The organism is Schaalia odontolytica, assembly GCF_009730335.1.
Classification (GTDB): Bacteria; Actinomycetota; Actinomycetes; order Actinomycetales; family Actinomycetaceae; genus Pauljensenia; species Pauljensenia dentiphila.
This window is the reverse complement of the sequence record NZ_CP046315.1, coordinates 939,188-963,261: the sequence shown is the minus strand read 5'-3', so window position 1 is coordinate 963,261 and position 24,074 is coordinate 939,188. Positions and strand designations below refer to the sequence as shown.

The 24,074-nt window shown below is 63.6% G+C and carries 13 protein-coding genes and 1 other RNA gene; 1 reads left to right on the top strand and 13 read right to left on the bottom strand.

Annotated elements, in window-relative coordinates; genetic code table 11:
- Positions 1-85: 85 nt before the first annotated feature.
- The 4 genes from FOC40_RS04175 to FOC40_RS04160 form a co-directional block, all read right to left on the bottom strand.
- Positions 86-2,767 carry a leucine-rich repeat protein gene (locus FOC40_RS04175; protein WP_003794327.1) on the bottom strand — a complete coding sequence of 894 codons (2,682 nt, stop codon included), beginning with the start codon at positions 2,765-2,767 and terminating at the stop codon, positions 86-88.
- Between the two features lie 473 nt (positions 2,768-3,240).
- On the bottom strand, positions 3,241-9,909 hold the full coding sequence (locus tag FOC40_RS04170) for a leucine-rich repeat protein (RefSeq protein WP_003794330.1): 6,669 nt from the start codon (positions 9,907-9,909) through the stop codon (positions 3,241-3,243).
- Between the two features lie 306 nt (positions 9,910-10,215).
- Positions 10,216-10,533: a heavy metal-binding domain-containing protein gene (locus FOC40_RS04165; RefSeq protein ID WP_034465938.1), complete on the bottom strand. Its 318-nt coding sequence runs from the start codon at positions 10,531-10,533 to the stop codon at positions 10,216-10,218.
- A gap of 358 nt (positions 10,534-10,891) precedes the next feature.
- Complete coding sequence (locus FOC40_RS04160) at positions 10,892-12,307, bottom strand: hypothetical protein (RefSeq protein WP_131240496.1); 1,416 nt, start codon at positions 12,305-12,307, stop codon at positions 10,892-10,894.
- A 311-nt stretch (positions 12,308-12,618) separates the two neighbouring features.
- On the opposite strand from FOC40_RS04160, the gene FOC40_RS04155 reads away from it, so the two are divergent.
- Positions 12,619-13,341, top strand: coding sequence for an alpha/beta fold hydrolase (locus tag FOC40_RS04155; protein WP_231126060.1), 723 nt, complete (start codon positions 12,619-12,621; stop codon positions 13,339-13,341).
- Here the strand turns inward: FOC40_RS04155 and FOC40_RS04150 are convergent.
- The 9 genes from FOC40_RS04150 to FOC40_RS04110 form a co-directional block, all read right to left on the bottom strand.
- Positions 13,325-13,927 (bottom strand): class I SAM-dependent methyltransferase, encoded by a 603-nt coding sequence (locus tag FOC40_RS04150; RefSeq protein WP_003794338.1) that lies wholly within the window; start codon positions 13,925-13,927, stop codon positions 13,325-13,327. The genes FOC40_RS04155 and FOC40_RS04150 overlap by 17 nt on opposite strands.
- Before the next feature lie 158 nt (positions 13,928-14,085).
- Entirely contained in the window at positions 14,086-14,451 is a 366-nt protein-coding gene (locus FOC40_RS04145; RefSeq protein ID WP_003794339.1) for a hypothetical protein, read from the bottom strand.
- A gap of 123 nt (positions 14,452-14,574) precedes the next feature.
- Entirely contained in the window at positions 14,575-14,754 is a 180-nt protein-coding gene (locus tag FOC40_RS04140) for a hypothetical protein (RefSeq protein WP_003794341.1), read from the bottom strand.
- Between the two features lie 92 nt (positions 14,755-14,846).
- Positions 14,847-15,152 carry a metal-sensitive transcriptional regulator gene (locus FOC40_RS04135; RefSeq protein ID WP_003794343.1) on the bottom strand — a complete coding sequence of 102 codons (306 nt, stop codon included), beginning with the start codon at positions 15,150-15,152 and terminating at the stop codon, positions 14,847-14,849.
- Between the two features lie 9 nt (positions 15,153-15,161).
- Positions 15,162-16,832, bottom strand: coding sequence for an FAD-dependent oxidoreductase (locus FOC40_RS04130; protein ID WP_039929229.1), 1,671 nt, complete (start codon positions 16,830-16,832; stop codon positions 15,162-15,164).
- Between the two features lie 246 nt (positions 16,833-17,078).
- Positions 17,079-18,311, bottom strand: a complete 1,233-nt coding sequence (locus FOC40_RS04125) for an IS256 family transposase (RefSeq protein WP_003794348.1) — start codon at positions 18,309-18,311, stop codon at positions 17,079-17,081.
- A 383-nt stretch (positions 18,312-18,694) separates the two neighbouring features.
- Positions 18,695-19,072, bottom strand: a transfer-messenger RNA (tmRNA) gene (gene ssrA, locus FOC40_RS04120).
- A gap of 99 nt (positions 19,073-19,171) precedes the next feature.
- Positions 19,172-21,376, bottom strand: coding sequence for a YhgE/Pip domain-containing protein (locus FOC40_RS04115; RefSeq protein WP_003794351.1), 2,205 nt, complete (start codon positions 21,374-21,376; stop codon positions 19,172-19,174).
- Positions 21,373-24,063: a YhgE/Pip domain-containing protein gene (locus tag FOC40_RS04110; protein ID WP_039929230.1), complete on the bottom strand. Its 2,691-nt coding sequence runs from the start codon at positions 24,061-24,063 to the stop codon at positions 21,373-21,375. The genes FOC40_RS04115 and FOC40_RS04110 overlap by 4 nt, the downstream gene beginning before the upstream one ends.
- Positions 24,064-24,074 lie beyond the last annotated feature (11 nt).

The window sequence follows — 24,074 nt, the reverse complement described above, 5'->3', positions numbered from 1 at the left end:
GCGCTTAACCGCTTTGACAGACACCAGGCCCGCACACCCAACGCGAATCGGGGTGCGGGCCTGGACGGTCAGTCTCAGCGGCAACCTAGCTGATCAGCTGCCCCGTCTCAGAGAAGGTGTACCACGTCCAGAAGATGCGCAGTCGGCCCGTGGCCATCGCGCCGCTTCCGGTCTTCAGGTAGTACCAGGCACCGCCTTCCTTGAGCCACCCCGTCATCATCTTGCCGGTGGTGGGATTGAGGTAGTACCAGGACGAACCATCCTTGACCCATCCGGTCTGCATCATTCCGGTGGCCGGACTCAGGTAGTACCAGGACGAACCATCCTTAAGCCATCCGGTTTGCATCGTCCCGGTGGCCGGGTTCAGGTAGTACCAGGAGGAGCCATCAAGAACCCAACCGGAGGCCTGCTCGCCCGAGGGGCCGTGGTAGTACCATACGCCCCCCTCGAAGAACCAGCCGGTGCGCATGTTTCCCTTGGCAGTAAAGCGGTAGGTATGTCCGTCGACCACGAGCGAGGTGCTCGTGGCGCGCGTACCATCCGCGTAGTGGTACTGCCAGCTACGACCGCTGCGCACCCAATGTCCCTGGGCGGGTGCCGAGGCCGAGGAGGCCTTGAAGGTCACGGTCGTCGAGCTCACGAGTTTCGATTCGTCACGCACGTCGATACGCGCGACGATGCCGTCGCTGGCCGGAGTCCAAGAGAAGGAGCCCGTCGAGGTGGCGGTGTCCGAGCTATCTGACATCGCGGCCCAGTCCTGCAGGACGGTTTCACGCCCGTCGGGCTCGATCTGGACGACACGCATCTGGCGCGTGCCCAGGACACCGGCCTGAGCGGAGACCTTCACGGTCGTCGGCGTGCTCACGGAGGTCGTGAGCGTGTACCCGGAGCCAGCCTCGTTGATTCCATCCCCCGACACCGCGACCTGCGGGCTGGTGTACTCGAAGAGGGCCGCCGTGTTGTACCCGGCTTCCTTCATGGCCGCCTCGGTGAGCGTCCACGCCTTCGAGCCCCTGGGAGCCGCGACGTAAACGGCGGTGTCGGCCTTGAGGTCGGCCGCCATATCCTCGGCGAGTTTGAGCTCCTTCACGGTCGAAGGCAGGACCAGGACGCGGGGCGTGTCGAACCAGAAGGTGAAGCTGGTCATCCCCTCGCCGAAGTACGCGCTGTCGGGACGTCCGTTGGTGGCCTTGCCCTCGTAGTAGAACTCGCCATCATTGCCGCCGCGCACGATGATGTGGCGCGGGGTGGTGGTATCGCGCGGAGTCATCCACAGTTCCGTGACCTGCGAACCCAGCTCGACGGTGTCCAGGCCGTTGTTGACGAGGCCTCGGGCCACGGTCACCGAGTCGGGAATGACGATGTCTGTCAGGTTATCGCAGCCGTCGAAGGCGCCAAATCCGATCGTGGTCAGGCCCTCGGGCAGGACGGCGCGGCGCAGGGACATGTTCTTCGAGAAGGCGTAGTCAGCGATCGCGACCGTGCCGCCAGGAACCGTGAATTCGGTGGCCCCGTTCGTGGGCAGAGACAGGACGAGGATTCTGCCCCCGATGGACTTCTGGTACAGGACGCCGCTGTCCACCGAGTAGACGGGATTGGCGGGTGCGACGCTCAGCGAGGCCAGGGACGTCGCCCCGACGAACGCGCCTTCCCCGATGGAGGTCAGGCCCGAGCCCAGGTGAACGCGGGTCAGGTAGCTGTTGTCGGAAAAGGCGAACTTCCCGATGCTCGTCACCGATTCGGGCACCGTGACCGAGGTGATCGTCGCGGCTTCGAACGCGTAGTCCTCCACACTGGTGAGGCGCCCCAGGTCGGAACGGAAGTTCACCTCGGCGAGCGTCTTATCGTAGCGGAAGGCGCTGTCCGACACGGCCGTCGTGCCTCCCAGGTCGACGCGCTCCAGCTTGGGCATGTACCAGAACGCCATGTCGTCCATAGATTCAAAGCCGTCGGGCAGGGTCAGGGAGGTGACCTGCGAGCTCGCGAACGCCGCCTTTTCCACACGACGCAGGGTCGAGGGCAGAGTCACGGAGGTGATCTGCGCAGATGTGAAGGCTCCCTCGTCGATCGTCGAGGTCCCCTCGGCAATCGCGTAGCTACCACCGGCGTTCTTCGCCTCCGGGTAGGTCGCCAGGTGCGTCAGGCCCTTCGTGTACAGGACGCCGTCGAGGCTCTGGTAGTTCTGGTTGGCATCGTCGACGTCGATGCTCTCCAAGAGCGGGGTGCGCGCAAATGCCGCGAACAGGCCCTGGGCCGACACCTTCGGACCGACGTGGACGGAGCGCAGCTTTGCCATGTCACTGAAAGTCTCCAGGCCCGCCATCGTGAGAGAACGGGGCAGGGTGATGTGTTCGAGCGCCGTGTTTGCGAAGGCGCGATCCCCGATCGTCTCCAGCTGCGAGGGGTGGGCGTCGTCATCCTGGAAGGTAACCTCGGTGAGCGGCTGGCCTGAAAAGACATAGTCGTCGATTGCGCGCACGCTCGCGGGGATCCACACGCTCGTCAGGCTCGTGCCATTAAAGGCATTTGCGCTGATCTCGGCGACGCCCTCGGGGATACGCACCTTGCTGGCACCACCGGTGTAGCCCACGAGCACGCCGTCGGCGTTGATGATGAAGCCGTCGGCATCTGCGTTCAGCGAGGCGGCAGCGTTAGCCTGCCCGGCGGCATCAGCACTGACCGCATGGGCAGCAGGCACGCCAAGCAAAGTCAGCGACAGGGTGCCAGCAAGCGCAAACGCCAGCACCGCAAACTTTGAATGGGACATCTGTGAACCCCTAAATTAGCATTCGGTAGGAGAAGGCCTCGCGTTGCGATCGCAGCCATTCATGTCAAACATATCGCTTTTTAGGGTTTTCGGATACCCCTACGACCCATTTTCTCAACATATGTCGGCCGATTCACCCGTATCTGCGCAAGTAGTAGCATACTTAGCCCTTTCACGAAAGCTTGGCATCACCTAGCTGATTCACCTCCTTCTCATCGAGTTTTTCTAGGGTTTTGTTGCATCTTTCCACTCAATCTGTCAAGAACACCAACAATCTATATTGATCGCTTCTGACAACGACCCTAACCGCCCGTTACTCAGGCGATTTACTTCATGATCGACCGAATGGTCGAACAAGATGCGCACGTCGCACCCTGGGTTGACCCGCCATGGCGACAAATGACGAATGGGTGGTGAGACAAGCACACGCCCCCGGATGATCTCCGGGGGCGTGTGGGAAGCCTGGTAACAGGTCAGTTCATCAGCTGTCCTGAGTCAGCAAAGCGATAGGAACGCCAGCCGATCCGCTGGGAGCCGGTGGCCATCACTCCGCTGCTCGGGTCGAAGTAGTACCAAGCTCCGTCCAGCTGCAGCCAGCCGGTGGCCATGGCGCCACCCGCGGGGTGCAGGTAGTACCAGGAGGACCCCCGTTGCAGCCAGCCGGTGACCATCGCACCGGAGTCGGTGCTCAGGTAGTACCAGGAGGAGCCCTGGCGCAGCCAGCCGGTGGTCAGCGCGCCGCTGGGGGCCATGTAGTACCAAGAGGACCCATCCTTGACCCAACCGGTCGCCATCGCGCCACTGCCGGGTGTCAGGTAGTACCAGGTCAGCCCATCGAGGATCCATCCCGTCACCATCTGTCCGGACGTCGGGTTCAGGTAGTACCAGGAAGAGCCATCCTTCACCCAGCCACTCGCCTGAGCACCAGACGGATTGTGGAAGTACCACGCGCCATCCTCACTCGCCCAGCCAGTACGCATGTAGCCATCCGCACCGAAGCGGTAGATCGAGTTACCGATCTGCACCGTCCGGCCAGCCGGATAGGTGCCATCCGCATAGCGGTACCACCAGCCGACAGAGTCGCTCACCCACTGGCCGTCCTGCGGGGCAGGAGCCGGAGTCGGCTCGGGAGCGGGCGTCGGGTCCGGAGACGGAGCGGGCGTCGGGTCCGGAGACGGAGCAGGCGTCGGCTCAGGTGCAGGCGTCGGCTCAGGCGCCGGTGTCGGGTCCGGGGTACCCGGCAGCTTGATCATGAGGGTGCTCGTCAGGTACGAGGCGTCGCGCACCTGCACACGCAGGCTCACGTCCGCGGCGGACGGGGTCCACGGGAAGGTCACGGAGGAGGCCGCAGCTCGATCCCCGCTGTCCGTCACCGTCGTCCAGTCGCGCACGAGCGTCTCGGTACCATCCGCTCCGATCTGCACGGCGCGCACCTGCTGCGTGCCGGCGATGCCACCGGCAACCTCAGCCGTCACGTCGACCGACGCACCGATCTCACCCGTGTACGTGTAACTTCCCCCGGCCTCGGCGATGTTTGTACCCGCCAGGGTCATCGACGCACCCGTGTAGGTGTGCAGGTGCGAGGGGTCGATGCCGGCCGCCTCGAGGGCGTCCTTGGCGACGTTCCACGCCTGCGAACCTTCGGCCGCGGCGACGTACACGTGGGTGTCGTCCTTCTTCTCGTCGCTCAACTCCGGCTCAAGGTCGAGTCGGGTGAGCGTCGAGGGGAGGACGAGGACGCGCGGGACGTCCACGCCGAAGGACACGCGGGTCATGCCCTCGCCGAAGTAGGCGCTCTGGCGGCGTCCGTTCGTCGGGCGACCGTCGTACACGAAGGAGCCGTCCACACCGCCGCGCACGACGATGCGACGAGGCATGGGAACCCAGCTACCTTCCATGCGGATCGAGGTCACCTTGGAGCCGTACTCGACGAGCTCCAGGGAGTTTCCGGTGACGCCGCTCGAGCGCTCGACCGACTCGGGGATGACCAGCTCGGTCAGGGCAGTTGTGCCCGCGAAGGCGTCGTCGCCGATGACCTTGAGGCCGTCGGGCAGGACGACACGGGTGAGCGTCTTGTTGTTGGCGAATGCCGTCGCGCCGATCTCGACCGTGCCCGCGCGCACCGTGTAGTCGGTGAGAGTGTTGGCGGCCGGAGACAGCATCAGGTGCAGGCCATCGCCCGTCTTGCGGTACAGGACGTTGTGCTCGGCCGAGTACACCGGGTTGTCGGCGGAAACGGTCAGCGTCGCGATCTTGCGGTCGTTGTACAGGGCGGTCTCAGCGAAGGACGTGACACCCGCTCCGATGTGGAACGAGGTCAGGGCCGTGCTCTCCGAGAACGCCTGCTCGCCGACCGCGGTCACCGAGTCAGGAAGGGTCACGGAGGACTGCGCCGTGCGGCTAAACGCGAAGTCGCCGATCGTGGTCAGGCGTCCGAGTTCGGGCCGGTAATTGACCCCGTTCTTCGCACTCGTGGATTCGAAGGCGCTGCCGCCCAGGGAGATCGTGCCGCCCAGGTCGATGGTCGCGAGCTTGTCGGCGGAGCAGAAGGCACAGGTGCCGACCGTCTCGAACTTCTCGGGCAGGGTGACCTCGGTGAGCGCAGAGAGGCGGAAGGCCTCGTCCTTAATCGTGCGTAGGCTGTCGGGCAGTGTCACGGAGGTGATGCCAGCCTTCTGGAATGCCTTAGGCGCGATCGTCGCGACACCATCCAGGACCGTGTACGCGCCGCCAGGATTCTTGGCGGCCGGGTACAGGATCAGGCGCGAGTGGTCCTTGGAGTAGAGGACTCCGTCCACGCTCTCGTAGTTCGGGTTCGCGGGATCGACCTCGACGCTGGTCAGCGCGGCGGTCTCGGCGTAGCCCGAGGTCACCGAGTCGGCGGCGACGTTGGGGCCCAGCTTGATCGTGGTGAGCGCCGAGTTGTAGTCGAAGACCTCCGCGCCCATCGTCACCACGGAATGCGGCAGCTCGATGGCCTCGAGGCTCGTGTTGGCGAACGCGCGGTCGGCGATCATGGTCAGCTGGGCGGGGTGGGTCTCATCGTCGACGAAGGTGATCTTCTTCAGCGAGCTGTAGATGAAGGCCTCCAGGCCGATGGAACGCACCGAGGCGGGGACCGTCACGTGTTCCACGGTGGTGCTCGCGAAGGCGCGCTCGCCGATGGAGGTCACGGTGTCAGGCAGGGTGACCTCGGTGGCCGAACCCTTGTACTTGACGAGGACGCCGGCCTCGTTGATCTCGAAGTCGTCGGCGTCGGCGGCGCGCACCGTGACTGCGATGGACGCGGTCTTAGTAGCGCCGGCCTCGGTGGTGACGGTGGCGGTCAGCGTGCCCGAACCAGCGTGATCGCCGGCGGTCAGGGTCGCCTTGCGCGTGTCAGTGTCGGCGGCGACCGTGGCCAGGTCGGCCGGCTCCACGCTCCATGTCACCGCGCGGTCCTTCAGCGAGGGCGCCAGGTAGGCCTTCACGGGGGCGATCTCGCCCACCTTGAGCGTCACCTGGGTGTCCGCGAGCTCGATGCCCGCGTCCTCAGAGATCGTGCGCACGCGGATCCGAGCGCTGGCCGACAGGGTCGGCTGGGACGCGTCGGTCGCGGTGATCGTCGCCTCGCCGGCGGCCAGGGTGCGGACCTCGCCGTTGTCGTTCACGGTGGCGACGGCCTCGTTCGAGGACGTCCATACGAGGTCGGTGACATTCGCGTTCGCCGGCTCGTAAGATGGACTCAGCGCGACTGTCTCGCCCGCAACAACCTCGGAGTCCTGCGGAGTGAGCGACAGGGAGGTCATCGGGATCGTGCTAAAGCGGATCACCTGACGGGCCTGGTTCTTACCCCAGTCCCACGCGAACAGGTAGGCGGTCGCCGGATCCGAGGAGTCCGCGCGGTCGATGAGGTCGGCCCACTTGATCTCGTAGTGCTTGGCGTAAGTGCCGTCGGCCTGACGGTTCGCGCCCACGGCCTCCTTCTCGTCGTAGTAGCGACGCGAGGTCGGGGACTCGGAGAAAGCGATGCCAGCTAGCGGAGAGTTGTCGGTGACGTCGAAGGACACGACGCGCTCGTCGCCCTCGCCGGTCACCGTCAGGTTGGAGATGAGGGGAGCCTCGGTGTCCAGGGTGAAATCCCAGGTCAGCTGCGAGGCCACGCTCGAAGGCGCGACCGAGGCCGCATCGATCGTCAGCTTGTAGCGGCCCGCGGGCAGCTCCTTGCCATCCTTGTCGAAGCCATCGAAGACGGGGTTGTTGCCTTCCTGGCTTTCGATGGGCTCGACCTTGCTGGCGTGGTAGTTGAACAGGGACTTGCGGGCGCGCTCGAAGGTGTACTCACGCACGACCTCGCCGGCCTCGTTCGTGTAGGTGTAGGTCACCTTCGGGGAGTTACGCAACAGGCAGGTGCGCGGCAGGATGCGCGAGGGAGCCTCGGGCAGCGCAGAGCGCGACATGATGAAGTACGCGGGGTCGACCGCGCGCACATCGTCAATTTCCTGTCCGGCGAGCGGGTTCAGGGCGCCCAGGGGAACCTCGGTCGCGGGGTTGATGAGGGTCGATGAGCAGGCGTGCGCGGTGCTCGTCGTACCGTCGTACCACTTGCCATCGAAGACGGCGGGCGCGCCCCAGGAGCCGTAGAAGCCCATGTAGGGGACGGTCAGGTCGGGCTGACCGTCGGCGCTCGTGAAGGTCACGGCGCCGTCGATGAACGTGCCCTTCGGCGCTTTCGCGTTCGCGTACGAGGCGAAGGCGCCCTGCGGGGTCACGGTGACGGTCACGGTCGCGGTGCCCTTGGCGGGCACGGTCACCGAGTCAGCGGAGTAGGTCAGGTCGATGCCCTGCCCCGCCCAGTTCTTGGAGTGCTCAGTGAAGAGGCCCCCCTCGACGATCTCGGAGAGCGCCTGGCCGCCCAGCGTGTAGGTGTGGGCGGTGTCGGAGACGTTCGTCAGCGTGACCTGGAAGGTCCAGCCGGTCGTCCCCTCTCCGAGGTCAGCCTTGGGACGCCACGGATTCTCGGCTCCCACGACGCGCGGGTAGACGGTCGTGGTCGTGGCTGCGAGGGCGTCCACCTGGCCGGCGCCCACGCGGCGCGGCGAGTAGTAGGTGCCGTCGTTCTGGTCAATGTCGAGCAGCGGGTGGGCGGTGCCCATCATGAGGGTGGTGACAATCGCGGCCTTGTCCACCTCCGACAGGCCAGCGAATGCCGGGTCGTTGTTCACGCGCTGGCGCACGAGCGTCGCAATGCCCGCGACCTGCGGGGTCGCCATGGATGTTCCCGACATGGATCGGTACGTGTTGCCCAGGACAGCCGCGACGATGTTGCCGCCGGGGGCAGCGATCTCAGGCTTGAGCTTGAGATCGGGCGTGACACCCCACGAGGTGAAGTCGGAGATCGACGGGTTGGTCGAGGCGAGCTTGAGGCCCGCGTGCGGATTGGAGATGTTGATGGAGCCGGACTCGCTGGCCTTGATGGCCTCGATAAGCGCGTCCTTCTCCTTCTTCGTGATGGTCACGGTCGGCATCGTGTGGGTGGCCTCGATCGTCGCCACGTACGGGTTTTCGACCGTCTCGGAGTCGCCGATGATGAGGGCGGCGGGCTTGGAGGTCAGCTGGGTGAGTCCCTTGACCTTGGCCTCGTGGGTCATGTCCGCGCCCGTCGCACTGTCGGAGCCGCCGCGGTCTTCGAGGACGATGACCTGGGAGAGGTCTCCGGGGTGCTCGGCGATGAGCTTGCTGAGGGCCGCCGCGTCACCGATGCCCGCGTAGACGAGGGTGTAGGTGGCCTCGGGGATGTCGAGGAGGCTCGGTACGACGGCGTCCTTGAGGCCGCGCGACTTGCGGTAGACGACCTGGCGCTCCCCCACCGTCAGGTAGGGCAGTGCGTCCTGGTTGTTGACCGAGGCGACGGCCAGGGTCGAGCTGTAGGACGCGGGCTCGGAGACCGTGCCGGCGTCGGGGTCGGTCGCGAACGGCTTGTTCTTGCCGCTGTAGTTGGAGTAGGCGCTGGAGTAGGAGTTACCCGCAGCGGCGTTGACGGTCACTCCCGCGTTGGCGAGGTTCTTGTAGACCTCCGCGTACATGGTTCCGGCCTCGGTGCCCATGCCCGCATCCTCGCCGAGGGAGAGGTTGATCGAGTCGGGCTTGATGACGACCGCGTCGTCGAGGGCCGCCAGGACCGTGCTGTCGGGGATCGATCCGTCCTTGTCGGAGGCGACCTTCGCGACGATGATCTGCGCGTGGGGCGCGGTGCCCTGCAGGTCAGCCGCGTTGGCGGCGGCGATCGCGGCGACGTGGGTGCCGTGCGACAGGTCCTTGCTGGACTTGGGCAGCACGTCCGCGTCGTTGTCCGCGTAGTCGAAGACGAAGGGGATCTTGTTGTTGAGGTAGGCGCCGGTCTTGCCGTGCGGCAGCTTGCCGACGAGGGCCTCGACGTCACCCTGGCTCAGGCGCACGTCAACGCCATCCATGGAGCCAGAGAAGGCCTGGTGGGTGGCCTCGATGCCCGTGTCGATAACCTCGACGACCTGACGATCCCCCTTCTGGGTGGTCTGGTTCGCGCGCGTCATCTCCAGGGAGGAGGCGTTTTGCAGGGCCGGGTCCACGGCCTCGGCGCCCAGCGCGCCCGCGTCCCCCTCGACGACCATCGGCTTGTGGTGGCGCTCGATGAACGCAGCCTTGACGCCCTCGGTCGCCTTGATGGCACCCAGGGACGAGGCCGGGGCCTGGATCGCGAAACCGTCCAACGCGTGCGTGTAGTCGCGCACGTCGGTGATGTCCGCACCGGGGACCACTGCCTCGACCGAGGTTTCGATGCGTTCCTTGACCGTCTCGTGCTTGGTTGAGGACGACAGGCCGAAGACCCGCTGGTACCACGGGATTCCGACCGAGCCGTCTTCGAGCTGGACGATGATCGTCGTCGGGGTGTCGTCGGTGGGGACGGTCTCGGGGGTGGTGGTCGGGTTCTCGGCCCCGGCCTCGTCGGCGGCTCCCGACTGCGGGGCGCCGGACTGGGCGTCGACGGACGAGGCGGGGGCGGGGACACCCGACTGGCTTTCCTCGCGGCTGTTGGCCGCGAAAGCCGCCGGGGTGGTCACGGCGGTCATGGCAAGGGTGCCCGCGGTTAGCAGCACCAATGCCGAGGTTGTGCGTTGGGACATCTATGGCTCACTTGGTTGACAACTGGGTCAGGGACATGGCCGTGGATACGGCATAACCCAGCGTCTAGGATAGGGTTACCTACCCTTACTGAAAAGTTTTCTTCTCACCATCCGTCGAGGGCTTTACGCGCCCATCTTTTCGCCGTAGACTAGCTCTTCTTAGCGAGGCCTTAGTAACAATAGTTGACCTTAATTTCTGCGGCGGTGGCTACCAACGACAAACCCGCCGAGGAGAGCGCGGACACTGGGTCCGAACCATATCCTGGCGGGTTATGAGTCGCGTGCTCAGTGGCACGCGGATATGGGTCAGAGAATGACCGCGGTGCCCGTCGCGATGGCGGCGAGCATGCCGTTGTTGGTGCCGGCGGTGAAGTAGTCGACCTTCACGCCGACGACCGCGTTGGCACCCATGGCCTGGGCGCGGGCGCACATTTCGTTGACGGCGGTCGCGGAGGCGCCGCCGATCTCTTCCTCGTACTGGGAGGCGCGGCCACCGAACATGTTGGACAGGTTCGCACCGAAGTCCTTGAACATGTTGACGCCGGAGATCGCCTCACCGGAGACCATGCCGATGTACTGCTTGACGGGCGCACCCTCAACGGTCGGGGTCGTCACAACGAGCATCATTCACTCCTTCATAGGGGGCTAACGTGGCAACACTACCCGTCTTCTCGCGCGGAGGCCAGTAGGCGCTCAACAGCTTATTGACTCAGTTGGTCCCCTCGCCCGTTTGCTGCGTTGAAGCGAGCCCCTTCGAGCCGACACGGCGCTACCATTCCATTCATCATTCCCATCCGGGCGCAGCGGCTCGCCCGGCAACTTCTGTGGGGCGATGCCATGAAGATGCACGTCTACGGGCCTTTCGGGCAGGAATGCTCCGCTGCCCTCATCATTCACCCGATGCTGTCCTCGGCCTCATCACCACCGATAGCCCCGCAACAAATCAAGAAACACCACAATTCAATACATCTAAACACACTACTCACACTTCATAACGCCACTTACCATCCTCATCAACACTCATAGACCACCACGACATCTTGGCAACAATGTTATCTAAAGCTAGCGAAACATAACTCCGAATAACAGCATTTAAATCAACTTTCGCAACATGCAATGCGAGAAGTCTAACAATCAGCTTATTAAGGTCACATACTATCCTGACTTCGCGACCATCAGGAAAACTACCACGGCTTGAATGCTTAATAGCGTTATACGTATTTGCAATGGCCCTAGACAAAGCAACCATGCCACTGAATTCACCTGGCAGCTCCAACTCAAGAACATGCAAACACCGGTAAATACACAATGCGACTGGCAGATTTCTGCCCCTACCTTTCAAACATTCCTCACCATCACACTCACCAATCAGCTCACCGGCCGCTTCCATGCTCATCGACGTTGAGAGGATGACATCTTCAGCAAACACACCATCACGACCAAGAACATTCACACTCGGGAGAATAAAACGTTCCCACTTCTCATACTCAACACACCACGCTTCCATACCATCCGCACCGACCGCATGGAAGTTAGCAAGCAGATCGTTCAACTTATCACGAGAGGGCACGTCACGAACGGAGTCAGCAAACGTCCTACAACTAATAAGCTGGATGCGCGGCTTGATCAAGTCTTCTCGACCATCAAGCATAAAAGAATACCGTTCATCACGGAGAGCATGGCGCCGAAAGAACAATTGTTGCCCATACATGAACGTCATGAAGTGACGAACCTTCTGTTGTTCACGATAATGATCTTCAAAACCCCTCGGACCTGAAGGAAAAGAGCTAATCAGTGACACATCATCAGCAATCAAGACTTTTCGCTGATATCCATCTGACTCAGACACCTCAGACCAAATTGATTGAATCCGCATATTCGCGTTGCCTTGCACCCACTCAAGCACCAGTTCCGACTTCACCGTCAGCGTAAGCTCATTGGCAATATTCCTCTCATCTACTGAAGGTTCAATACTCACAGCACTCAAGCCCGACCAGCCATGCAGACCATCAATCCAGCTATATACTTCATCTATAACAAGAGGGTCTTCAAATCGCCCATTACGCGATTCAAGTACTGCAACTGAGGGCTGAAGCTTACCAACCGAAGCCTTCCAGCCCCCAAATGGCGCACGATAGCCCACCCATACGATACCAAATAAGCCGACAGCACCTTTTGGGGTAAGTAGCTCCATAATCGTCGGAGCTTTCCGCGATTCAAACCAGTGTCGAACATGTTCAAACTGCCCATCATCCGCGCCCTGCAGATACGGCACCTCGACCAGTAGACCTCTGCGACGGTCCACCTTTAGCGTCGCTCCAACCCATGGAGCACCTTCTACACCATCGGTAAGTAGACCACTAATACTGTCACCTATTTCTAACTGAAAATCGCTCATACGAAAATTCTACACAGATCAGTTACTTTTCCATCAGAAAACAAGCACATTTATTTCAGACACAATCTGATTACACCAGGGGCATCTTCAGAATTCTTCCACACCAAGTCAAACCTACCGCAACATATCGTAACGTTTCGACTCGTTTCACCTAGAATTACTCAGAAATACAGGTATTTGCACGTTCACATCTTGTTAAACTTGAGTTATTCCAGTAATTCACCCTTATTCACATCGAATCTACAACTATGCGAATGCACGTCTACGGGCCTTGCGGGCAGGACTGCCCCGCCGTCCTTATCATTCACCCGATGCTATCCTCGGCCTCGAGCATGAAGGCCTCGCTCTGCGACCACATGGGCTCCGGACTGCGCTTCCTCGTACCGGACCTGTCGGCCCACGGGGACGAGGCCTCGGCCCCCTACGTATCGGCGGCAGCGGAAGCGGCAGCAATCCACCAGTGGCTGGTCTCTAACGGGATGAGTCGCCTGTCGCTGGGGTTCGCGGCGTCGCTCGGCGGGGTGATCCTGTTCGAGCTGCTGCGTTTCCCGGACCTCTCGTTCGATCGACTGTTCATCGAGGGAGTGAGCTTCTACTCGGGCGGCCCCGTGGCCCGAGTCGGCGGGGCCGTTCTCAGCCGGGTGATGGTCGCGAAACACCGGAAGGCCGTGCGCGATCCCGAGGCTGGGGCACGCAAGCTCCAGCGCCTCTACGGCGAGGAGGCTGCGCGCTCGATGGTTGCCAGTTTTGCCGCGATGAGCGAGGACAGCATCCGCGCGATCGTGCGCGACTGCTCGCATGTCAGCCTGCCGCCCCTCTCCCCCGCCATTCAGCGGCGCTGCACCTTCACGTACGGGGAGAAAGACTCGGACCTGCGGCTCGCGCGCCGCATGATCCCTCGCCTCTATCCGGAGGCCGAACTGCGCGTCTGGCCCGGCTGGGGGCACTGCGAGCGCATGAGCCGCGACTCGGTCACCTACGGGGCGATGCTGCGGAACGTCGCCCTGGGCTCGGCATCTACTGATCGTTCGTGAAGGAGGCGATCACGCAGGGAATTCGACCTCGCACGACGCGGTAGGTGACGCCCATGCAGCCCATACGCTCAAAGAACGCCCGGTACGACACCGGGTCGAAGTGCTCCTGGAAGTGCACGCCGAATCGGGAGATCACACTCAGGAACATGGTGTACGCCCGCTTCTTGGGAATCACGTAGGTGGGCACGATGATCGTGCCACCCGGGCGCACGACCCGCTTGAGTTCCTTGAGCGCGTCGCCCGGTTCAGGCAGCAAGTGGATGACGTTGCCCGCCACGACGGCGTCGAACGAGTCGTTCGCGTAGCGCAAGTCGGTGATATCCGCCTGCTCGACGGTGACGTTCGAGTGTTTCGCGAGCTTCTTGCGTGCCTGCTTGAGCATCCCCTCGGAATAGTCGGTCGCAACCACACGCGCGCATGCGGGGGCGATGGCAGCGCTAATCGCGCCCGTTCCGCACGCACATTCGAGCACGGTGTCACCGGGGCGAATCAACCTGGCAACGGCATCGCCCGTCCCGTCGTACACCCTCCTGTTGAGCGCGTTGACCGCGAGGTCGTAGAGCGGGGCAACTCGATCCCAAATCATGCCAGCTCCTCCGTGTGCTTGTGCGTTGCGCGGGCCTTGAGCCGTCGCAATACAGGAAATGCTACGCCCGAGAAAGCGACACCGGGGTGAAACGGGGTCTGCGCACGGGGACATATCCGCGTAGTCGCCTTCAGCGCGCGAATCGGCCCGTTGCACACCTACATCCGCCGCGAGGAACGCGCGTGGATGAAGGCACCGACACAATGGGCCCCGAAGCCGAGCAGGCTGTAACCCACCCCGTAGATGAGTGCACTGTCATTGAGGAACAGGTACATCGGTGCCAGGAAACACACGAAGGGCGCGAGCAGCCACAGGAGGCTAAAGCCCTCCTTTACGCCGTCCCAAGCACCGAAGCCCATCGCGAGGATCGGTAGGATCGCGAGCAGGATCAGGAACACGAGGCTCTTCACGATCTCCATCGAGTCCGAGACGCGCGAGAGACTAAACCACGCCGCCGGCACCAGCAGGTAGATGCCGAACAGCACGGCGATACGAAACCACGTTGATTTTGTCGCCCACCTCATGACTCAATGATAGCCGCGTCGCATGAAGAAAAAAGCTCTTTGACACGTCCACTGTGCAAGCCTCGAAATGGGCGTCATTCAACGAGCGTCGCGGCGCGCGCGACGCTACCAGAGGGGTGACGCCTACTTGCAGAAGCTGCCGAAGAAACCGCGCTTCTTCTCGACGGCGGCGTACTCCTCGTCGGAATGGTCCTTATCGCACCACTGATCTACGGGAACCTTCTCCTTCACCGAGTCGATGTGCTTGCCGCAGCCCTTCCAGGTGGTCTTTCCGCATACTTCGCAGGTGGTGGGTCGACACATGATTATCTCCTTGAAACTCGCGCCTTGGATCCTCTGGGGAGTCGTTGCGCATTGGTGGTTGTTCTATTCGCGATAGTGGATCTATCGACGCTTTAGGTCAGGCGGAGGAAAAGCTGCTCAAGCTCATCCATCGTCACCCTGTCCGCAGCCACGAACGATTCCGTTCGCGCCGACTCAGGGTCGGCCTCGTCCCGCGAGCCGACAACCTCCTGCGCACACTGCGACATGATCGTCGCAACCGCGAGGTAGCTGGCTCGTTTCATCGCGGAGTTGACGGCCGCGAACTGAGTCAAGACCTCCCGGCAGTTTCCGTCCCCGCTTTCCAGCTGCTCGATGAGGGCGTCAAGCTGCCCACGAGCACGCTTGAGTCGGTTCACAATCTGCGTCTGCGTCGCCATGCCTCTCCCCTATTCTTTAACGAGCACCGTGGCGGCGCGGTCGCCGAGCCACGCGCGCAACGTTTGAATACCGCCCGACAGCATGGTCACATCAAAGCCTGCCGCGCGCACGATGCGGTAGCCGATCCAGGAGCGCACGCCGGCTGCGCACATGACGACGAAGGGTTGCTCGTGTGCGTTCTCATCGACCCAGGCACGCACCTCGTCCAGGCGGTCGCGCAGCTGTGTGTGGGGAATGTTCAGGGAGTTGGGCATGTGCCCGGCAGCGTACTCGCCCGGCGTACGCACATCGAGGACTGGCATGTCCTCGGTGAGGGTGTCCGGGCCGGTGAGGATGAGCTCGCCGGTCGCCACGTTGTGGGCGACCATGCCGGTCTGGTTGACGGGGTCTTTGGCCTGGCCGTAGGGCGGCGCGTAGGCCAGGTCCAGGTCGATCAGGTCGGCTGCCTTCAGTCCCGCACGCATCGCGGTTGCGATGACGTCGATGCGGCGATCCACGCCGTCGGTGCCCACGGCCTGCGCGCCGAGGATCTCGCCACCTGCGCCCACGTGCATGAGGATGTGCACGGGCTGGGCACCGGGGAAATAGCCCGCGTGCTGGTTGGCGTGTGTGTGCACCGTGAAGTACTCAGTGCCCGAGGCATCGAGCGCCTGGCGGTTTGCGCCGGTCATGGCGGCGGTGAGACTCCCGATCCGGACGATGGCCGTTCCCTGGGGGCTCGGGATAGGTCGGGCGGTGGCCTCGCCACGTTCGGCGTCGGTGATCGCGTCGGCGATGAGGCGTCCGCCGCGGTTCGCGGGACCGGCCAGGGCGACGGGGCGGTCGTGGTCGCGGCCGATCGTGCCGTCGCCGATCGCGTAGATGTCGTCGGCGCTGGTGCGTCCGTGATCGTCGATGACGACGTAGCCCCGGCGGGTCTGGATGCCAGCTGCCTCGACGACCGCCGTGTCGGGGCGGACGCCGGCGGACAGGACGATGACGTCGGCGTGCAGAACGGTGCCGTCGGAGAGGGTGACGACATCGTTGTTGTCAGCGTGGGCGATGGTCTGGGCGGCGACGCCCGCGTGAACGTGCACGCCGAGGCCGCGCAGCTCTTGGGTAACCAGCGTTGCCATCTCGACCTCGAGCGGCGGCAGGACGTGCTCGGCGAGCTCGACGAGGTGGGTTTCGAAACCGCGAGCGGCGAGGGCCTCGGCGGCCTCGATGCCGATGAAGCCGGCACCGAGCACGATGGCGCGGGTGCCCGAGGCTTCGCGCAGGGCGAGGGCATCGTCAACCGTGCGCAGGGTGTGCACGCGCGGGGAGTCGAGGCCGTCGATCGGCGGACGGGCGGCGAGAGCGCCGGGTGAGAGGATCAGGTAGTCGTAGGACAGCGTGTAGGCCTCGCCGGTATCCGAGTTGGCGACCGTGACGGAGTGGGCGTCGAGGTCGATCGCGGTCACCTCGGAGTTGATGCGCACGTCCAGGTTGAGAGCTGCCTTGAGGGATTGCGGAGTGTGCAGGAGGAGCTTGGCGGAGTCTTCGATCTCGCCGCCGACGTAGTACGGGAGACCGCAGTTCGCGAAGGACACGTAGCTCCCCCGCTCCAGGACGATGATCTCGGCGCCCTCGTCGCGCCTGCGCAGGCGCGCCGCCGCACTCATGCCGCCCGCGACTCCTCCGACGACCACTACTCGCATGTTCCGCTCACTTTCTGTCTCAACGGACTGCTCTTTCAACCGCATTGATTATACCCCCAGGGGTATTAGAATACAAGGCTTCGGTACATGCAGCACAAATCTGGCACGCACAGAGCAACAACACACAAACAGGGCAGGGTGGCGACCAAGCAGTCATAGTCCACAGTGACAACCGGGCACACGTTGCGACCAAAAACGGTCGAGTCCTGTGGAGTGGTGTAATCGTTTTGTGTCCTTCGGGGTGGGTTATGCGCTGAGGTGGAGTGGGGTGTCCTCCTGTTGGGTGGGTTGTGGTGTGAGTCGTGATTTGGTGAGGACATCGAGGCTGAGGTAGCGTCGGTCTTTGGCCCATTCGTCGTTTTGTTCGGCGAGGACGGCTCCGACCAGGCGGATGATGGCCTGGCGGTTGGGGAAGATTCCTACGGTGTCGGTGCGTCGGCGGATTTCGCGGTTGAGGCGTTCATTGGGGTTGTTGGACCAGATCTGGGTCCATACCCCGGTGGGGAAGGACGCGAACGCGAGGATGTCTGCCCTGGCGTGATCGAGGTGGTCACACACGGCGGGGAGCTTGTCGTGCACGTAGTTCAAGAGCCGGTCGTATTGAGCGTTGACCGAGGCGGCGTCGGGCTGGCTGCACCGAGTGCAGCATCGCTGTGAGGGCGGGCCATAGCGCTTTGGGGGTGATGGCATGAGATGAGCGGCGTAGTGGGTGCGGCATCGTTGCCAGGTGGCTCCGGGCAGGTTGGCGGCGATGGCCTCAACTAGGCCCAGATGGGCGTCACTGGTGACCAGGCGCACGCCGGTCAGGCCTCGGGCGACCAGGTCAGCGAAGAACTCCTTCCACGCCGCAGCGGTTTCACTGGTGGACACGCGCACCCCCAGTACTTCGCGGTGTCCGTCATTGTTGACTCCGGTGGCAACCAGGACCGCGCACGAGAGGACGCGTCCGCCTTTGCGTACTTTCATGGTCAGTGCGTCAGCGGCGACGAACGTGAACGGCCCGGCATCGTGGAGGGGCCGGTTGCGGAACTGGTCCACGTGCTCGTCCAGGTCGGCTGCCATGCGTGAGACCTGGGACTTGGACAGTCCTGTGATCCCCAGGGTTTTGACGAGCTTGTCCATGCGGCGCGTGGACACTCCTGCTAGGTAGCAGTCAGCGACCACTGTGATCACAGCGCTTTCGGAGCGTGTGCGGCGCTGCAACAACCACTCTGGACAGTAGGTGCCTGAGCGCAGCTTGGGGATTGCCACGTCAATGGTGCCGACCCTGGTGTCCAAGGGGCCGGTAGCGATACCCATTGCGCTGGGCCTGGCGTTGCGGATCTTGTTGACCCCACTGGCCCCACACACCGCATCAGCATCCGCTGATAACAACGCGTTAATGACATGCTGGAGCAAGGAACACATCAAATCCGGGGACGCCTGGGACAACGCCTCGCCAAGCAGGCCAGCAGGGTCGATAATACGAGGAGCGGTCATCGTCGTGCCTCCAAAATGTTTCGAGTCAGAAGTAGAGAGCTTTCTCGAAGGATCACACGGTGACCGCACCCATAACAAGCAACGCGCCGACCACCACACGGTTACACCACTATGCGGGACACTACTCAAATGTCATGGTGCATGGCGCGAGAACAGCGGGACACCGATCGAAACTAGCCAGCGCCCCTGCGGGAACTGGGGAGGAAACAACAATCTGGATAGCTTACGACATTCTGGATAGGTTAATAAGCTATCCAGAACTGATTCTCCTATCCAGAACAGCGTTTCCTATCCAGAACGCTAGTCCGCACTTCCTCAGCGTGGGCAAAACGCTGACAAGGCAACAGAAAACCCCGGGCTTCCAACGGAAGCCCGGGGTGGGATGGTGGAGATGGGGGGAATCGAACCCCCGTCCAATAGCCGGCCCCGAATTCTTCTCCGAGCGCAGTCTACGGTTATATTTCTCGGCCCCCAGCATTGCGTAGACTCACCGCTGGATAGGCTCAGTTGATTAAGTGTCGGAGGCACCCCACCAACATGGGCGACTCCCAGTGGCTCCCTAGACGACGCCAGACACCGGGCCGGAAGCAACTCCCGGGCTGACGGACTAAAGGTTCAGGCTGCGATATCAGGCAGCGAGAACGTAGTCGGTGCGATTCTGTTCGGCACCTATTGGTTTGCACGCATCGTTAACGAGTTGAGCGCACATTCTCGGCTCGCTTCACTTCGATCGACGACCACTGTCGAAACCGATCATCCCCTCTTGAGTTTTCAACTCACCGACGCCCGCGTTGCCGCAGACCGTCGGACACGTCAGTTTACGCCGCCGCGCGCTGGCCCGTCAAGGGTAAACCGAAGCATCAGAGCAGCTTCGTGGACTCCAGCTTTTCCACCATGCGGCGGTTCTTGCGCACCAGCAGCGGGCGCAGCGCCAGCCCCAGGAACGCGGCGAACAGGATGAAGGAAGCCAAGAACCACATGGCGTCCGCGTACTCATGCCCCGCGTACCCGGCGATCGAGGCTCGCAGGGCCGTGATCGCGTGCGTGGCCGGCAGGAACGGCGAAATCGACGAGAAGAAGGACGGCAGGATCGCCAGCGGGAACGCTCCCCCGGCGCCCGAAATCTGCAGGACCAGGAGCAGCACGCCCAGGGCCTTACCCGCGTTCCCGAACGTCGCAATAAGCGTGTACAGCAGGAAGGAGAACACGACGGCCGTCAGCCACAGCGTGCCCATGAACTGCAGCGGGTGAGCGTGCTGCACCTTCAGGAAGTACAGGTCTCCCAGCCCCACCAGGGTCGCCTGCGTGAGAGCGATCGTCCCGAAGATCAGGTAGCGCCCAAGGTATCCGGCGGCCAGGCCGACGGGCTTCGCGGTGAGGGTCGCGCGCAGCGGGTGCCCCTCGGGCAGGCCTTCAGCAACATTGGAGTCCGTGACGTCCGAGCGCAGCGACACGACCATCAGGATGGAGCCCACCCACAGCGCCAGGATCGTGTACAAGGGCGCCATCTGGGAGCCGAAGTTCGCGACCGGGTAAACGGGAGTCTTCTCCACGCCGACGGGGGCCGCGATGGCTGCAGCCAGGGCCTCGGGATTATTCCCGATGATGGTCCCGAGCGTCGTCAGGTCGCCACTGGCAAGCGCCTCACTGATCGAAGCGTGCAGGGAGTCGAGCTTACCGGCCGCCTCGCGCAGGCTCGTGGCCGCGCCCGTCAGATTGTCGCGCAGCTGGGTCAGCCCCTCGCGCGCACTCCCGCTGCCGTTCGAGGCAGTGGACGTCGCGCCCTCCAGGGACGTTCGCGCGGCGCTCAGGGACGACTGGGCCGAGGCCAGGGTGGACGCCAGCGATTCGAGCTGGGGCCGCAGGTTGGTCTCATAGTCGGAGGACAGGCCGTCGACCGCGGAGCGCGCCTGGGCGATCAGGCCGTTCACACTTGCGTGCCCAGCTTCGGCATTTGCGACCTTGGAGTCCAGCTCTGAGGCGGCGGCGCGCAGCCCGTTCGCAACCTCGGTCAGCCGGTCGGAGGCGCCCTGCAGCCGATCCAACGAGGACTGGGAGACGGGTGAGCCCGGCAGCGCCCCGAGCGTCGTCTTGATGGACGTGAAGCTGGTGGCCTGCGTGTCCAGCACGGAGGCCTGCGAGCGCAGCGTCGAGGCCGCATCCGACGCGCTCGTCGAGCCGTTCGCGTACACGCTCTCGACGGCACTCGACAGGGAGGACAGCGAGGACTGGGAGGAGGAGATCGCGTCGGACACCGAGGAGACCGCAGCCGATGCAGCGGATCCGAGGCCGCTGGCCCCCGCCTGAGCACTCGAGACCGCGGACTGCGCAGGTCCCTTCGCGCTCCCCAGCCCGTCCACGAGCGTGGCCGTCGAGTCGATGAGCGTCACCGAGGAACCCACGAGCGACGCGTACGCGTCCGCGCTGTCCGCCGCCGTGCGCAGGCGCGAAGCGACGGTCTGCACTCGGTTATCGAGCGCCGTCACCGTGTTGACGGCCGTCGGCGCCGACAGCGCACCCCCGACCGACGTCGCCGTATCGAGGGCGACCTCGGAGAGGGTCTGAACGAAGATCTGATTCACCTGAGCACTCACGGCCTCGGCACCCTGGCCCGCGATCTTCGGCGAAATACCGTTCTTCTTCTCGTTGACGTAGTACGTCATCGGCGCGGAGGACGCTCCCCCGTCGAAGAAGGTGAGCATCTCGCGCGAAAAGTCCGACGGGATGACGATGGCCGCGTAGTACTCGCCCGAGCGCGTCCCCTCGATGGCCGCATCCTCGGAGTCAATCACCCAGTCGAAGTTGTCGTTCTTGCGCAGTGCGGACACCACAGAATCGCCGATGTTGATGCGCAGCGGCACAAGGTCCGACTTGTAGCCCGCGTCCGTGTTTGCGATCGCGATGCGCAGGCTCTTCGTGTTCCCGAACGGGTCCCACGACGCCGCCACGTTGAACCACGTGAACAGCGACGGAATGACGACCAGTCCGAAGACAACGACGCTGGCGATCAGGGACCGATGCGCGCGGCGCAGATCGGCGCGGTAGATAGCCCAGATGGTCCTCATTGCTCGCTTCCCTTCGCCGCCTCCGACGCTTCGCCCGCGCCGTCCTCATCGACGAGGTCGGGGGCGGCCTCGTCCGTGTCCTCTCCCCCGCGCTCACCGAGGGAGGACGCCAGCGCCGACGAGATCGACGCACCCACCGCGGCCGCACCCAGCGCGATACGCGAGCGCGCGCCCTGCACGCGGCGGGTGAGCAGGGAACGCACGTCCTGCTCGTCCATGGCGCCGAGGAGCTGCTGACGCGCCAAGGCCTCGCGCAGGTACTCCAGGCCGATCAGGAAGGTGATCACGAGGAGGACCCAGACGATCCAGGCGCCCAGAATGATCGGCACCTCCGCGACGTTCGCGACCGACAGGACGGCCAGAGTCACCGGAACGATAACCCCGAGAATGATCGCGGCGCGGCGGATCGTCGGGTAACGACGCTCGAAACGCGCGGCACGGCCGCTCACCGAGCGCTGGAAGCCGTCGTGATCGGCCAGGGCCGCCACGATCTGGCTCAGCCGGTAGCGGCTGGAGGGGACGCGCGTGGCCTCGGCCAGGAAGAGCCCGGAGGACGCCAGGTCGCGCGTGATCATCGCGTTCAAGTTCACCAAGAACGGACGCAGCGCGAGGCCGATCGCGAAGGCAACCAGCGCCTCGGCACCGAGAACCGCCAGGCACGACAGGTAAGTGTGCCCATAGAAGCCGGCCACGATCTCACGCAGCGCGTTAATGCCGTAGGTGAAGGGGAACAGCGGGTGCAGGAAGCGGAAGAAGGACGGCAGCATCTCGATCGGATACAGGCCGGCAGACCCGGGAATCTGCATGACCATGATGATGACGCACAGGCCCTTGCCGATGTGCTGGAAGCACGTGGAGAGCATGTAGACGATCGACACAAACACCAGCGAGATGATCATCGCCATCCCCACGAACGCGGGACGCGACACCGTCTGCACGCCGATAATCAGGTCGCCGATCGACACAACGAGCCCCTGAATGACCCCGAAGAAGGCGAGAAGCATCCACCGGCCCATGTACTTGGCGGCAGAGGACGTGGGGCCGATGCCCTCCTCATCCACATCGAGCTTCAGGAGGAGGACGAGCGAGAACGCGCCGATCCACAGAGCCAGGTTCGTGAACAGCGGGGCCATCGCCGAACCGTAGGCGGCCACGGGGTACACGGCCTTCGTCTCGATCTGCGTCGGAGAGGCCATGAAGGAGGCGATCGATTCTGCGTTGACCCCGAGGGAATCCGCGAGGTCACGCAGCGTGTTCGAGGAGGACAGGGAGGAAATGTCCGTCGCCACCGAGTCGAGGTCGGTCTTGATCGCGGCGACATTCGTCGAGCTGGTCTGGGTCGCCGTCTTCGCCCCGTCCAAGAGGGAATCGAGCTGGTCGAGCAGGCCCGACACCTGCTCGCGCTGACTGCGCAGCGTGTCCAGCGAGCCACGCATCGACGAGGACGCGCTCGAGAAGTCATCGAGCGCCGAGAAGATCGCGGGCAGCTGAGCGGACACTCCGCTGCGCGCGTTTGTGACCGAGGCCGACACGGCCGCAGATGCGTCGGAGGCTGACGTCAGCGCGTTCGAAATCGACGTGGACGTGGCCGACAGGTCGGAGTTGAGGGTCGTCAGGCTGCCCAGGGCCGTCGACAGTGCAGTGTTCTGGTTCGTCAGGTCGGTCAGTGCCGTGCCGGCAGCAGGCAGGTTCCCGATCCCCAGGGCATTCAGCTCCGCCAGCACGTCGCCCACCGAGTCGTTGATCGACGTTCCCTCGGTGAGCAGTCCGCCCACGCGCCCGGAGGCGCCCTGCACAGCGCCGTCGAGGGTTCCCGCATTCGCGGACACGCCCGCCAGGGCACTCGCCGCGTTCGACGACAGGCCGTCGAGGGCCCCGCCCATCTGGCTCGAGAAGGATCCGAGCGACGTGCGCGAGTCGCTCACCAGCTGGTCCGCCTGGTCCAGGGACGTCGACATCTCCGAGACGGCCGCGTCCAGATCGCTCAGGGTCGTGCGAGCCGAGGCCACCGAGGCCTTCGCCGCGTCGATCTTCTCCCCCATGCCGTCCAGGGTCTGCGAGGCGCTTCCGAGCTTGGCCGAGGCCTCGGACACCGAGGTAGAAACCTCCGAACGCTTCTGGTCAGCGTCGTTCGCGATACTGACCCCGGCCTCGGACGCCTTCTCCGACAGAACCTTGGCCACCGTCGAAACGAACGCGGAGTTGATCTGGCGGTCCAGAGCCGTCGCACCCGCCCCCGTGATCTTGGGAGCCACCGCGTTGTTCTTCTCGTTGACGTAATACTGGATATTCGGCTTGACGTACGTGCCGTCAACGATGCCCGTCAGGTCACGCGAAAAAGACGCCGGGATGACGAAGGCCGCGTAGGAGTCCCCGCGTTCCACCTCGGCGCGCGCCTCGTCGGCGCTCACGAAGTACCAGCCCAGCTGATCGTTCTGCTTCAGCTGAGTCTCGAGCATCGCACCGACGTTCACGGTGCCGATCTGGTCCTTGGTCGCGCCCTCGTCCTCGTTCGCGACGGCGACGCGAATGTGGGAGGTCTGCGAGTACGGATCCCAGAATCCTACGATGTTGAACCACGCGTAGAGCGCGGGCACGAACGCCATACCAATGATGACAATCCACGCGGCCAGCACACGCACCAGTCTCAGAAGATCACGACGAAAAATCCTGACAGAACCTCGCACGCAATCGCCTT